At 50.7% G+C, this 13848-nt stretch carries 10 protein-coding genes, 1 tRNA gene and 1 pseudogene; 5 read left to right on the plus strand and 7 right to left on the minus strand.

Annotated features, from left to right (window positions below):
* The first annotated feature begins 1 nt into the window (after position 1).
* Positions 2-1015, plus strand: coding sequence for a Csu type fimbrial protein (locus A7983_RS01135; RefSeq protein ID WP_005969924.1), 1014 nt, complete (start codon positions 2-4; stop codon positions 1013-1015).
* Here A7983_RS01135 and fadJ read toward each other — a convergent pair.
* The 3 genes from fadJ to A7983_RS01150 form a co-directional block, all read right to left on the minus strand.
* On the minus strand, positions 1008-3191 hold the full coding sequence (gene fadJ / locus A7983_RS01140; RefSeq protein WP_005969927.1) for a fatty acid oxidation complex subunit alpha FadJ: 2184 nt from the start codon (positions 3189-3191) through the stop codon (positions 1008-1010). The two genes, A7983_RS01135 and fadJ, sit on opposite strands and share 8 nt — an antisense overlap.
* Positions 3188-4501, minus strand: a complete 1314-nt coding sequence (gene fadI / locus A7983_RS01145) for an acetyl-CoA C-acyltransferase FadI (protein ID WP_005969928.1) — start codon at positions 4499-4501, stop codon at positions 3188-3190. Before fadI ends, fadJ begins: the two co-directional genes overlap by 4 nt.
* A gap of 244 nt (positions 4502-4745) precedes the next feature.
* Positions 4746-5042 (minus strand): YfcZ/YiiS family protein, encoded by a 297-nt coding sequence (locus A7983_RS01150; protein WP_005969929.1) that lies wholly within the window; start codon positions 5040-5042, stop codon positions 4746-4748.
* Between the two features lie 388 nt (positions 5043-5430).
* Between A7983_RS01150 and fadL the strand changes: the two genes are divergently transcribed.
* Positions 5431-6762, plus strand: a complete 1332-nt coding sequence (gene fadL, locus A7983_RS01155) for a long-chain fatty acid transporter FadL (protein ID WP_005969930.1) — start codon at positions 5431-5433, stop codon at positions 6760-6762.
* A gap of 174 nt (positions 6763-6936) precedes the next feature.
* On the opposite strand, the gene A7983_RS01160 is transcribed toward fadL, so the two are convergent.
* Positions 6937-7689 carry an SDR family oxidoreductase gene (locus A7983_RS01160; RefSeq protein ID WP_005969932.1) on the minus strand — a complete coding sequence of 251 codons (753 nt, stop codon included), beginning with the start codon at positions 7687-7689 and terminating at the stop codon, positions 6937-6939.
* A 142-nt stretch (positions 7690-7831) separates the two neighbouring features.
* Between A7983_RS01160 and A7983_RS01165 the strand changes: the two genes are divergently transcribed.
* A complete protein-coding gene (locus tag A7983_RS01165; protein ID WP_005969934.1) occupies positions 7832-8734 on the plus strand; it encodes a LysR family transcriptional regulator in 903 nt (300 codons plus the stop codon).
* Positions 8735-8911: 177 nt separating this feature from the next.
* Here A7983_RS01165 and mqo read toward each other — a convergent pair.
* Together mqo and mlaA are read right to left on the minus strand one after the other, a co-directional pair.
* Positions 8912-10494: pseudogene (gene mqo, locus A7983_RS01170) on the minus strand (malate dehydrogenase (quinone)).
* Positions 10495-10869: 375 nt separating this feature from the next.
* Positions 10870-11631, minus strand: coding sequence for a phospholipid-binding lipoprotein MlaA (gene mlaA, locus A7983_RS01175; RefSeq protein WP_005969938.1), 762 nt, complete (start codon positions 11629-11631; stop codon positions 10870-10872).
* 535 nt (positions 11632-12166) lie between these two features.
* Here mlaA and A7983_RS01180 point away from each other — a divergent pair.
* Positions 12167-12241, plus strand: a tRNA-Arg gene (locus A7983_RS01180).
* Between the two features lie 161 nt (positions 12242-12402).
* Positions 12403-13569, plus strand: coding sequence for a tyrosine-type recombinase/integrase (locus A7983_RS01185; protein WP_005969940.1), 1167 nt, complete (start codon positions 12403-12405; stop codon positions 13567-13569).
* Here the strand turns inward: A7983_RS01185 and A7983_RS24270 are convergent, their stop codons facing one another.
* Positions 13570-13773: a hypothetical protein gene (locus A7983_RS24270; RefSeq protein ID WP_237028200.1), complete on the minus strand. Its 204-nt coding sequence runs from the start codon at positions 13771-13773 to the stop codon at positions 13570-13572.
* Positions 13774-13848: the final 75 nt, after the last annotated feature.

The following is a 13848-nucleotide window of genomic DNA, read 5'->3' on the forward strand; positions in this document are numbered from 1 at the left end:
GATGCTGACCCCAAGACCGCAGATCCATCGCCTTCCTTCCGTCAACCGGCACGCCTCCCGTTGGCTGCGGCTGGCTTTCCTGCTGGTGGCGCTGCATTACGCCCCCTTCAGCGACGCCGCTTGTACCACGCCCCCCAGCAGCACCACGCTGGGGCCTTATAGCTCTTCTGTGGTCGGCGTTAACGGTACACCGCAGGTCGTGGCATCGGGAAGTGGGTTTCGCTGCTCAGGAGGGGTATTGAATGTGGGGACGACCAATACCATTGACGCCACAATACTGAATGATAGCAACTCCAGCGGTACTACCATGCGGATGCGCAGAGGAACAAGCACAGACTACGTTCCTTATAGCCTTTGCATGACTTCTGCCTGCAATCCTCCCTATTACACCATTGGCTCGACCTACAACTGGACCCAAACAACGGTACTGGGCATACTCGGCCTGTTCAATTCATCGGATGGCACCATGCCAATTTATATCCGCACCAGCATCGGCAACAATATTGCCGCGGGTACCTATACCGATGTGGTAACGATTAAATGGGATTACAATATTTGTTCTCTGGGGATTCTGTTCGCCTGTATTCCTGATCGAGGAACGACGACGTCAACCCTCAATATCTCTATGACCATCACCAATGATTGCCAGATTACCAGCGCACCGAACATCAGCTTTGGTATTGCGGCGTTTCCCGCTGATTTCGTAGCCGTCAATAACAACCTCGGCGTTAACTGTACGCAACTGGGCGCGTATACCGTCAAACTCGTCAGTACCCACCCCGATGATGCCAACTGGCGTAGGATGACCGCAACCGTCGGTGGAACGCCTTACTACCTGCAATATCAACTCTATCGCACCGGAAACATCGCCTGGACAGAGACGAACGACCATAGCGGGACGGGAACGGGAATCACACAGAATATCCCGTACACCGCCCGTATTAACGCCAGTCAAACCAGTAAACCGGAGGGAGCGTATAAAGACACTGTCACGATTAACGTCACGATCAACTAACGCGACTGTCTTCATCGTCTGGCGGATAGAAGGTCTGCCGCTCTTCGCGCATCGTGAGTAAACGTTCACAGGGTGCGAACCGCTCGCCATACTGTTGTTGCAGCACCAGTAGCGTTTTCACCACCGTTTCCATCCCCAGACGATCCATATAGTGGAATGGCCCGCCAAGGAAAGGGGGGAAACCGATGCCAAATACCGCGCCAATATCGCCGTCACGGGCACATTGAATCACCCCTTCATCCAGACAACGTGCCGCCTCATTTAACATCATCATCACGGCACGCTGGCTGATTAACGCAGGGTCGATATGAGCCTTCGGCGTGACATCCAGCAGCGGGTAAACCGAACTATCGACCTCTTTTCCCGCGTGCCAGAAGCGGCGCGTTTTATTGTACCGATAGAACCCTTTGCCATTCTTGCGCCCTTTGCGCCCATCTTTCAGGATCGCATCAAACGCGGGTGGGGAGGTAAAGCGTGCGCCGAATGCTTCGCTCAGCACCGGTACGATCTTGGTTGCAACATCAATACCGACTTCATCAAGTAGCGCGAGCGGACCGACAGGGAAACCAAAACGCACCAGCGCATAATCAATCGATTCAACCGGCTCCCCTTCCAGCAGGCAGTACGCGGCTTCGTTGATGTAAGGTGCCAATATGCGGTTTACATAAAAGCCGGCGCTATCACCGACAACAATCGCTATTTTCCCCTGCTTTCTCGCCAGAGCAACCGTCGTCGTGACCGCCTCTGCGCTAGTGTGTGCGTGGGGAATGACCTCAACCAGCGGCATTTTATCTACCGGGCTAAAATAGTGCAGGCCAACCACCTGCTGTGGACGTCGCGCACCCTCTGCGATTTGATGGATCGGCAACGATGAGGTATTTGATGCGAAAATCGTGTGCGGCGCGGCATGCTCTTCAATCTCCGCCACCATTTGCCGCTTCAGCGCCAAATCTTCAAAGACCGCCTCAATGACGATATCCGCATGCTCAAAACCACGATAGTCCGTACTGCCGGAAATCAACGTCATCACGCGTTGGCACTCTGTCGGCTTCATTCGCTTACGCTCGACGCGCTTGGTCAGCAGTTGCCAGTTGTACTTCAACGCATGGTTGATGCCCTGCTCATTGATATCTTTAATGCGCACTGGCAACTGCCCGCGCATCGCCGTGACGCTGGCGATCCCTCCCCCCATCAATCCACCGCCGAGAATGCCGACGCGATGGATTGGCTTCGCGTCAGAGGCCGCACCTGCGGTTTTCTTTAACGCATTCGAGGCGAAAAACAGATGACGCAGTGCAGCAGACTCCGGCGTCATCACCAGCTTGCCGAACGCTCGTGCCTCCTGCCGATATCCTTCTTCACGGCCTTTTTCTATTCCTCGACGTACCACCTGAATAATCTTTTCAGTGGCTGGGTAGTTGCCGTGTGTTTTCGCGCGGGTCTTGCGTTTCACCATCTTGAAAAGCAAATGGCGTATACCCGGGCTGCTCAGCAAACGCGAACGCCAGCCTAACGGCACCGTCTTCCTTTTGCCTTTTTTGATAATCTCGACTGCCGTATCCAGCAGAATATCGTGCGGCACCGCCTCATCCACCAGCCCTTGCCGCAGCGCCTGACTCGCGCGGAGATGACGACCTGTCAGTATGAGATCCAATGCGCTATCCAGACCAATCAAGCGTGGCAAGCGCTGCGTTCCGCCCGAACCAGGAAGAAGGCCAAGCTGGACTTCTGGTAGCCCCAGCACCGTCTTTTCATCCAGCGAGCAAACGCGATAGTCACAGGCTAATGCCAGCTCTAACCCACCGCCCAGACAGGCACCGTGAATGGCAGCCACCACGGGGAAAGGTAACTCAGCAATTTGATCGAACGTCTCCTGCCCCTGTTTCGCCAGATTTTCTGCCTGTTCTGCGCTGCTGCACTGGTTCAACATGGTGATATCCGCTCCGGCAATAAACGAATCAGGCTTGGCAGAAATAAAAATGAGTCCTCGGAGCGTCGCATGCTGTCGCGCCAGTTCGAAGACCGAGATAATCTGTTCTGCAAATTCGCGCTTTAACGTGTTCACTTTCTCACCGGGGACATCAATGTTGATCACACCAATATTATCCGGCCGAATGGTGAAAGAAAAAGCAGAGGGGCTTTCCGTTGCCGCAAGGAAAGGCTGTTGATCGTTCATGGCGTCACCTCCAGTACCATTGCCGCACCCAGCCCGCCCGCCGCGCAGGCGGTGGTTAATCCCAGTCCACCACCGCGCCGACGCAGTTCATTCAGCGTTTGCGTGATCATCCTCGCACCAGTGGCGGCAAAAGGATGTCCATAGGCAATAGAGCCACCCAATACGTTGAACTTAGCGCGATCCACCTCACCCAGTGCGGCATTTCTGCCCAATTGGCTTCGGGCGAACTCATCGCTGGCAAACAGCTTCAGATTTGCCAACGTCTGGGCGGCAAAGGCCTCGTGCATGTCAATGAGCGTCAGATCGGCCAGTGCTACACCCGCCCTTGCCAGCGCAAGCGGAGACGCATAAGCCGGCCCCAACAACATATCACGTTGCACGCCGATGGCGCTGAATGCATAGCTGCGCAGGTAGCCTAATGGCGTAAGTCCCAGGCTTTTGGCCTTAGATTCACTCATCATCAAGACCGCCGCCGCACCATCCGTTAGCGGCGTACTGTTCGCTGCCGTCACCGTGCCATGCCGACGATCGAACGCCGGACGTAAGCGCGAATACTGCTCTAAGGCCGAATCGTGGCGCACGTTGTTATCTTCACTCAGTGCTTTCTCATAAGGAGGAACATACGCCGTCATCACCTCATCGCGCAGCACGCCAGATTCCCAGGCCTGGGCCGCTAGCCTGTGCGAACGATGCGCCAACTCATCCTGCTCTTCACGCGTGATGCCGTAAGTTTTTGCCATCTGTTCAGCAGTATCGCCCATGCGCAACCCGGTGGAATATTCCGCCACAGCAGGCGCAACCGGCAGCAGATCTTTCGGCCGCAGGCCACTTAACAGCTTCAACTTCTGACTCAGCGTTCTGGCCTTGTTCATATCCACCAGCGCTCTGGCCAACGCTTTGCTGACACCAATGGGCAGCACGGAAGAAGAATCTGCGCCCCCGGCAATGCCGACTTCCACCGTTCCCGCCATAATGCTTTCCGCCACATTGGCAACGGCCTGAAAGCTGGTAGCACAGGCGCGTGAAACGCTATACGCATCGGTATATACGCTCATGCCCGTACCGAGCACGATCTCTCTGGCGATATTCGGCGCTTCGGGCATTTGGACCACCTGCCCGAACACCAATAGCTCGATCAGTTCAGGATCGATACCCGTTCGAACCAGTAACTCACTGGTGACGAGCTTGCCTAACTCAATGGCAGGAACGCCATGATAGGCCGTTGCCTGCCGGGCAAATGGGGTGCGTAATCCGCTCACGAACGCAATGCGATCGCCACGGCGGGTTATCAGAGGTAATACCTCGCTCATAAACGCTCCTGTTAACCGAAAATAAAGTACGCGCACAACAGGTCTGACCTGATTTCATTGTTAACCAGATAGTTACATTACGCAAAGCTGCGCAACATAAAAGTGTGAAGAGCATGCGCGTCGCGGCGAACAAAGATGAATGAATGGCAAAAAGCGAAGGGGGAACCAGTAGTCAGGCGATTCGTTAGGACAAGACAGGAAACAATCAACAGGAGCCAGGAAAAGACTCCTGCCAACACAAAAATTAACGCAGGCCGAGCTGGAAAATCATCGTTTCAGCCTGACAACTGAATGTGAAATCGATGTCCAGTTTCACGCCGCCGTCTACCTCTTCCAGCGTGCTGGCAATTTCGCAAGGTTCGGATTCTACCGCGCGCGCTTTTGCCGTCAGAGCAGTGAGTGCCGCCTCAGCATCAGAACGATCGCCGAACACTTTACTGTAAGACGCCGTGCAATCCGTATTATCCATGATGGTACCGACATCGACACAGCAGCAGGCTGCGGTTTCTTCAGCGCTGCATTTATTGATTACGTTCGTCATGATGCTTTCCTCTTAAGACTTAAGACGCGGGAGATTTGATCCAGTTCAAATATTTCTATCTTCCTTATATTTTACTCTCTCACCCTAAAGCAGTACCAGCACTTCATGCCAGCCAGTAATTTTAGTGATATCAGTCACATTAAAGCGTTATTAGGCAGTGAAAACCGCGTAACACCTCCTCACACAAATTAACCAAAACGTTAAGCAGATCTAAATTCCGCATCATTTTGGAAATATTTAGAACACACAAACGCAACATTACCGTATTCACAACTTATACTTTGGCAACTGGTCTGATTTGTCAGGCTGAGTGCGCCCCCTACAATGCGCGTCCCTTGTTACCTCGTGTAACAACGTTAAATAACAAGCATATAAAGAGGTTTTGGTCATGAGCCAGAAAAACCTGTTCAAACAATCCACAATTGCTGTTGCGGTGGCCCTGTTTTCAGCAAATGTGTCCGCGGCTGGTTTCCAGCTTAATGAATATTCATCATCGGGTCTGGGACGTGCGTTTTCTGGTGAAGGTGCCGTAGCCGACAACGCCACCTCCGGCAGCCGTAACCCAGCGACCATGACTATGTTTGACCGCCCATCGTTCTCCGGTGGTGTCACCTATATCAACCCGGATATTGATGTTCAGGGGAAAAACTCCCAAGTCCCAGGGCAGAACACCAGCGCCAAGAATATCGCGCCACACGCCTGGGTACCTAATCTGCATTTCATCATGCCGCTTAATGAGCAGTGGGCGATCGGTGCTTCCGCCACCACTAACTATGGTCTGGCGACTAAATTTAATGATAGCTATGCGGCTGGTTCTATCGGCGGGGAGACCGACCTGTTGACGTCAAACCTGAACCTGAGCGCTGCGTATCGCCTGAATCAACATTTCAGCTTTGGTCTGGGCCTCAATGCGGTCTATGCCGATGCTAAGATTGTTCGCCGAGCAGGTGAACTGGCAAACATTCCTCCCGTCATTAACGGAGTACCGTCTGGTGGTTTGCAAGGCGTAGTTGCAGGCCCATCTTCAGAACTGGTTCACATGGAAGGTAAAGAGTGGGGCTACGGCTGGAATGCCGGTATCCTGTATGAAGTGGATGAAAACAATCGCTTCGGCCTGACCTACCGTTCCAAAGTCGACATCGACTTCGATGGTGATTACCGCAGTAATATCCCTGCCGGCCTCCCAGGAACACCTGTCGGGACAGGGGGGGCAACAATTCCCGGTAAGCTGACGCTGAACCTGCCGGAAATGTGGGAAGCCTCCGCCTACCACCGCGTAGCGCCTAAATGGGCGGTGCATTACAGCCTGACCTACACCAGTTGGAGCCATTTCCAGGAACTGAAAGCGACAGGTAGCAACGGTAATACGCTGTTCCAGAAAGAGGAAGGCTTCCGTGATGCCTACCGTATCGCACTCGGCACCACCTACTATCATGACGATAACTGGACATTCCGTAGCGGTATCGCATTTGATGATAGCCCGGTACCAGCCGACAGACGTTCTATCTCTATCCCCGATCAGGACCGTTTCTGGTTAAGTGCAGGCACTACCTATGCGTTTAACAAAGATGCCTCTGTTGATGTTGGCGTGTCTTATATGCACGGTAAGCAGGTTGATATCAGCGAACCTATCTCTGATAGAGCAGGTTCTCCAAGTTACAACTTCAGCTCTAAAGGTAAAGCCTGGCTGTACGGCGTGAACTTCAACTATGCGTTCTAAATAAAAAATGGCGTTCTAAATAGAGTACGCATTCTATTTGTTACCAGTCAGCGTGATAAAGCAGGTAAGGCAACTTACCTGCTTTTTTTTTGCTCATCACAAGGCATTTGTCTCTTTCTTACTGGCGTAGTGATTAGCTAATGATGAACAATCCACGAACATCATAATGTCAAATCAGTCATTCAACAGACGCCCGCCATCTACGACGATCTCACTACCGATTGTCCATCGGGACTCATCTGAAGCCAGGTACAACACAGCCTTGGCAATCTCCTCCGCCGTGCCGAAACGGCCTGAAGGGATGCTCTTGACGATCTCCTCATTGACTTGTTTACGATAGCTTTCAGGAATACCCAGTTTGTCATACAGCGGGGTATCTATAGGACCTGGGCTAACCGCATTGATGCGAATACCACGTTCCATCAGTTCGCTAGACAGCGTTTTTGACAGGCTAAGGAAAGCTGCTTTAGTCGCAGAATAAACGGAGGAGCGGCTCGATCCTACATGCGAACTAATCGACGTATTGAGCACGACTGAAGCGGGATTGGCGAACACAGGCAAAAGCGACTGGATCAGAAAATACGGCCCCTTGACGTTAATATCGAAGGAGCGATCAAACATTTCCTCTGTCCATTCTTCGATCGGCTGCCAAACGGAAACACCAGCGTTGAGAAAGACAACATCAACCTTTCCGTAATGTGCCTCCACGGCTTGAGCCAGTTCATTCTGTGCACTCACGCTGGCCGAGTCAGCACGCAGCACCAGCACTTCACTGCCAAGTTCGGATTTTGCCGCGGCAATAGAATCGGGGTTGACCCCGGTGACGATGACGCGAGCCCCCTCAGCGAGGAACTGCTTTGCGGTTTCCAACCCAATGCCGGAGGTGCCGCCAGTGATAAGGGTACGTTTATTGTGTAATCGAGACATTAAGAACTCCTGATCATAATAGCCGGATGCAGCAATTTGCTGCCAGGGACAGCGCTAATCATATGTGTATGCATAAATAATGATAAGATTCTTATTTCGCATATGATTTATTCCATTACCGCATGAATCAAGGAGCCTTCACGTGGATCGTTTTCTGCTCATGACCTGTTTTAAACGAACTGTCGAAACGGGTAGTTTCTCTGCGGCAGCGCGCGACCTGAATATGGGGCAACCCAACGTAAGCCGATACGTTGCCGCCTTAGAAGAGCATTTGGGCGTAAGACTACTTCAGCGCACAACACGCCAACTTGTGCTGACGCCCGAGGGTGAGCGGTACTACGCAGATGTAAGCCGAATTCTCGATGCAGTTGCAGAATCAGAGTCATCCTTGAGCAATGAGACGGAACCCACGGGACTTCTGCGAGTGGCCTGCCCAACGGCAATGGCCCATAGCTTCCTGGTACCACAAATCCCCGTTTTTCTGGCACGCTACCCCGGCTTGTCGCTGGATTTGCAACTGAGCGATCGTTTCGTCGATCTGGTGGAAGAAGGTGTCGAGTTGGCGATCCGAATAGGCCATCCCTCCGACAGCGCACTACGAGCACGCCGGATTGGTCTTTTCACTCGCGTGTATGTCGCCTCTACAGACTATCTGAGCCGTCGCGGTATACCGCAAACACCGGAAGATCTGCGCGATCATGACTGTATTCTGTATTCTCTGTTAAACACGGGTAATACGTGGCATTTTCGAGATACCGAAATCAACGTTTCGGGGCGATTCCGCGTCAACTCACCACAGGCCATACAGGAAGCCGTCATAGCCGGTCTTGGGATCGCGAATGGGCCCGCATGGTTATACGAGGATGGATTGAAGAGCGGCAGACTGTGTCAGGTGCTTTGTGACTATGAAGCGCCGCCCGTGCCAATTCAGTTTCTCTATGTTGCCAATCGGCTGCTACCGAAGCGAGCGATGGTATTCATGGACTTCATTGCAGAAGCGTTTTCCAGAATTCCAGGACTCAACACTGGCCATCATTACCGCTAGCGCATATTGTTCTCGATTGCTGTGACTTGCTTAACCCAATCGATATTGGTGCTCAATTGCAAATGTAGTATTCCACTTCAGCAAAGTACAGCAACCCTTTTCTCACCCGGTTTACCGAGTCAGAGAGACGAAAAAGGCCGCTTTCGCGGCCTTTTTCGTGACTTCCAGCTAACCCGATTACTCAGGCTTAACCTCAATATAATCCAGATCCAGCGTGCTGCTGGTGTAGCTGCGGATTTTATTGGTCATTTCAATATTACCGTCCAGTTTCTGACCATAAGACGGAACAATCTCTTTCAGCTTGCTCTGCCATTCCGGCGTCGCCACTTTATCTTTAAATACTTTTTGCAGCAGGCTCAGCATAATCGGCGCGGCGGTAGACGCCCCCGGAGAAGCCCCCAGCAGTGCGGCAATTGAGCCATCCTGCGAGCTGACGATCTCAGTACCCAATTTCAGCACGCCGCCTTTATCATCATCTTTCTTGATAACCTGAACACGCTGGCCTGCGATCGCCAGTCGCCAGTCTTCTTTCTTCGCATTCGGGAAATATTCCTGTAATGAAGCGAAGCGATCGTCATCATCCATCATGACCTGGCCGACCAGATATTTCACCAGATCGAAGTTATCCAGACCGACGTGCGTCATCGGCATCACGTTGGAGAAGGTCACTGAACCGATCAGATCCCACAGCGAACCGTTTTTCAGGAATTTACTGGAGAAGGTGGCAAATGGCCCGAACAGCAGGACTGGCTTACCGTCAAAAATACGCGTATCCAGATGAGGAACCGACATCGGTGGCGCGCCTACCGAGGCTTTACCGTATACTTTTGCCATGTGACGCTTCACGATTTCCGGATTTTCTGTCACCAAGAATTCGCCACCGACCGGGAAACCACCGTACAGATCGGCCTCAGGAATGCCAGATTTCTGCAATAGTTGTAATGCCGCCCCACCTGCACCGATAAAGATGAATTTCGCCTTAATCACGCTCTCTTTTTCGCCGTTCTTCAGATCGGCGTAAGTCACGCTCCAGGTGTTGTCTGCATTGCGCTTGATATCGCGCACTTCTGAATTCAGGTGCAACGCAAAGTTGGACTTGGTTTTCATCGCACCAACCAACTGACGTGTGATTTCGCCGTAGTTCACGTCCGTACCGATAGGCATACGGGTTGCTGCAATTTTCTGAGCCGGATCGCGACCTTCCATCACCAATGGAGCCCACTCTTTGATCGTATTGGGATCGTCAGAGAATTCCATACCACGGTACAACGTGCTGTGCTGCATCGCATCATAGCGGTGTTTCAGGAAGGCGGTATTTTCGTCGCCCCAGACAAAACTGATGTGCGGCACACTGTTAATGAAAGAGTGCGGATTATTCAGCACGCCGTTTTTCACCTGATAGGACCAAAACTGGCGCGAGATTTCAAACGCTTCGGTGATTTCCAGCGCTTTGCTGATATTGATTGGACCGTCGGGATTATCCGGCGTGTAGTTGAGCTCCATGAAGGCCGAGTGGCCCGTACCGGCATTATTCCAGCCGTTAGAGCTCTCTTCCGCAACGTTATCCATACGCTCAACCATATCGATGGACCAATCTGGCTGTAGTTCCTGTAGATACACACCCAGCGTAGAGCTCATAATCCCCCGCCGATCAATACCACATCCGTTGTCTTCTCTGTCGTTTTAGCATCTTCAGCCATCGCCAGTGGGGCGCTAACCACCACACTCAGGCTGAAGAACATAGCAAGTAGTTTTTTCATGCTTATATCTCTATTTTTATAAGTGCAGGTAAATAGAACTCCAGGCATTCATTAACACGACCGCACTACCATCAGTAAAAGGCATCATTCTTATGACCTTTTTGTTAATCATCTCGCTAACAAAAAAATCAGCGTACTGACACATTCAGTCATGATGAGCATTCGAACCGGTTAACGACGTGACATTATTGTTATCTAACGGAAGGAAATAAATTTTAGTAAGTAAATAAATACACAACAAAGTAATAACTTTTAAGAAACAAACCACAGAATCAGTAGGGTAAAAACACGTTTAGCCGTATTTTATAAAAGAAAAAGGCACCCACAGACAGGTGCCTTTGAAATGAGCGAGATTATGCAGAACGACCTACATCCCTATTTCGCTGAATCGATCTCGTCGAGCGAGTCTTCAATCGCGGCGGCATTTGGATTCTGCTGCGGGGTGATTTTCCCGTCGCTGGCAAGGAAGTCATGCCGTTGGAAGTAGGCTTCACGCATCATCAGGTATGGATCGGAAGAATTACGCAGCAAACCATCGGAATCCAACAGTTGCGCTCGCGTTTCTAGTCCCTCGATAGCCCACTTGCCCGCAGACATCCAGAGCGTCAGATAGCTCAGCATCGGATATAGCGTATCCACGACGTCACCGCCATCTTCACGCAGGGTAGCACTACCGTAGCCCGGCACGACCAGATAAGGCCCATAGCCCATGCCATAATTACCCAATGTGCTACCAAAACGGCGAGGCTCTTCTTTTGCCAATTTAGGATTAGCCATCGATGCAACATCAATCAGACCGCCCATCCCAAGCAAGCTATTCAGGAAAAAACGGTTAAAGTGAATCATCGCTTTATACGGTTTACCTTCAACGAAGTAGTTTACCATCGTCGCTGGCTCTTCCAGGTTGCTGAAGAAATTCCCCAGCCCGTTACGCGCAGGCGTCGGCACATAATCGCGCCAGGCAACAGCAGCCGGACGAACCAGATAAGGATCCAGAACGTCGTAATTGAAGTTGAACATGGTACGGTTAAAGCCTTCAAGCGGATCTGAACGTCCTTCTTGAGCGCGATCCCCGGAACTGGCGCAGCCGATCAGTAACACGCTGGCAAACACCACCCCACTCAGGCGGTAATTCATATCTGTTCTCCCTGATTTATAGTGTGCTATACCCGCGACCGAAATGGGTATTCCCACGATCGGCCCTAACCTATCAGGCTGGACGATAAGGACGGGATATCGGCCAACAGTGTAACATTTTATTGATCTATCGCTACGCTGGCTTACGTATTACTGCCTTTTCAGAGGCTTGCCATTTTTTCTTATCAGGACAACATGCTAGTTCGTTGTTCCGCTCAAAGCATAGCATTGCCAACCTAAATCAGTGAGGCATAACGCGGCATCCCGCGTTGTAAAAAAGACTACGCCTACCCTCGGGGTTATCGCTATTCACGTCAGCACCGCTAGCCAAGTATCAACGGGTCCAGACATTGAGGGGATTGCTATGAATGCATTTTCAGAATCCAAACATACCCGGCAAGAGAAAAAGAAGGACGTAGGGGTAGAAAACGAGAAAAAAGAACATTGATAAGGCACTGATTGACGACACTTTGAGCAAACGAACCGTTAAGTGCTTATTCTCAGAGCAAAAATGCGTATAATAGCCAAGCTTTATGTCCCCGTAGTTAAACGGATATAACAAGCCCCTCCTAAGGGCTAGTTACTGGTTCGATTCCAGTCGGGGACACCATAACGCCCTCTTACACACTCTCTGAAAGTCTAAAAAACCCTTTAAAAACAGCGAATACACCCTATTCACTGTCTTAGTTAATACCATAAAATCTTGTAGAAGCTATGCACAGATGCGTATAAAATCGTGTATACATTTGGTTCGATCTTTTTCTTATACACATGCTGCTAACCGATCTCAAAATCAAGAAGGCGAAAGCCCAAGACAAACCCTACACACTCAATGACGGCAACGGGCTGTCTTTGCTGATTGATCCTAAAGGTACAAAGGGCTGGCGCTTCCGCTATCGGTTTGCCAATAAGCCTAAACTTATATCGTTTGGCACTTACGATACCGTATCCCTTGCCGATGCCCGTAAGAAGCGCGATGAAGCCCGATCCATGTTGGCCAATGGTATTAACCCCAGCGACGCACGCAGAGCCGATAAGCTCTCTTTGTTGTTCTCTACGGAAAACACCTTTGAAGCAGTAGCGAGAGAATGGCACACATCAAAACTCACTACCTGGTCGGAAGGGTACGCCAAAGAAGTTATACACTATCTGGAAAAAGAAATTTTCCCGTTCCTGGGTAAGCGCCCGATAGACCAAATCACGCCGCTTGAACTCTTAGCCGTTCTGCAAAAAATCGAAAAACGTGGGGCATTAGAGCAAGCCAGCAAAATCCGCCGCCGCTGTGGTGAAGTATTCCGTTATGCAGTCGTAACCGGGCGTGCTATGTATAACCCAGCGCCCGACCTGGCCAGCGCCATGAACAAGCCAAAGAACAATCACTTTCCGTTCCTCACCGAAAGTGAACTACCGGATTTTGTTCAGGCGCTCAATAATTACAAAGGAAGCCAAATCACCAAATACGCCACTCAGCTTTTAATGTTGACCGGTGTTAGAACCATTGAATTACGCGCGGCTGAATGGGTTGAATTCGATTTAGATAATGCACTGTGGGAAATCCCCAAAGAGAGGATGAAGAAGCGCCGTCCGCATTTGGTACCACTATCCACGCAGGCGGTTACCATTCTGAAAGAACTGAAAGTGCTTACTGGCTATTACCAGCTTGTCTTTCCTGGCCGAAATGACACAAGAAAGCCGATGAGCGATGCCGCGATTAATAAAGTGATCAAGATGCTGGGTTATCACGGCAGGCTTACGGGTCACGGCTTCAGACACACCATGAGTACCATATTGCATGAGCACGGATTTAACAGCGCATGGATTGAAACCCAGCTTGCGCATGTGGATAAAAACTCTATCCGTGGAACTTATAACCATGCGCAATATTTGGAAGGGCGTAGGGACATGTTGCAACACTATGCAAACTTCATTTGTATATAATTATTTTGGCCATTCCCAATTTTTATATTCTCTAAAAATTCTAGTTAGTTCGGTTGGAGCTAAGCTATCGACAATATTCGCGCTGTAAGAATGAATTTTACTTGTCACGATATTTTCAAATCTATTCGGAACATAAGGATCGAATTTTTTAAATCCAGCTAAAGTTACTATATCAGTATTAATGGTTTTCAACCATGAAACCATAATAACCTTCGATCCTGTTTGTTCAATATAGGCTCTAGCGGACTCTAAACTATATCCACGAGTGGTTATATCATC

Origin of the sequence: Pectobacterium wasabiae CFBP 3304 (genome assembly GCF_001742185.1) — a bacterium.
GTDB classification, from domain to species: Bacteria; Pseudomonadota; Gammaproteobacteria; order Enterobacterales; family Enterobacteriaceae; genus Pectobacterium; species Pectobacterium wasabiae.

Coding starts and splice junctions, on each gene's coding strand:
- fadJ (WP_005969927.1), bottom strand. CDS start 3,191: ATGAACGATCAACAGCCTTTCCTTGCGGCAACGGAAAGCCCCTCTGCT.
- A7983_RS01160 (WP_005969932.1), bottom strand. CDS start 7,689: ATGTCTCGATTACACAATAAACGTACCCTTATCACTGGCGGCACCTCC.
- mlaA (WP_005969938.1), bottom strand. CDS start 11,631: ATGAATTACCGCCTGAGTGGGGTGGTGTTTGCCAGCGTGTTACTGATC.
- A7983_RS24270 (WP_237028200.1), bottom strand. CDS start 13,773: ATGGTTTCATGGTTGAAAACCATTAATACTGATATAGTAACTTTAGCT.
- fadI (WP_005969928.1), bottom strand. CDS start 4,501: ATGAGCGAGGTATTACCTCTGATAACCCGCCGTGGCGATCGCATTGCG.
- fadL (WP_005969930.1), top strand. CDS start 5,431: ATGAGCCAGAAAAACCTGTTCAAACAATCCACAATTGCTGTTGCGGTG.
- A7983_RS01150 (WP_005969929.1), bottom strand. CDS start 5,042: ATGACGAACGTAATCAATAAATGCAGCGCTGAAGAAACCGCAGCCTGC.
- A7983_RS01135 (WP_005969924.1), top strand. CDS start 2: ATGCTGACCCCAAGACCGCAGATCCATCGCCTTCCTTCCGTCAACCGG.
- A7983_RS01185 (WP_005969940.1), top strand. CDS start 12,403: ATGCTGCTAACCGATCTCAAAATCAAGAAGGCGAAAGCCCAAGACAAA.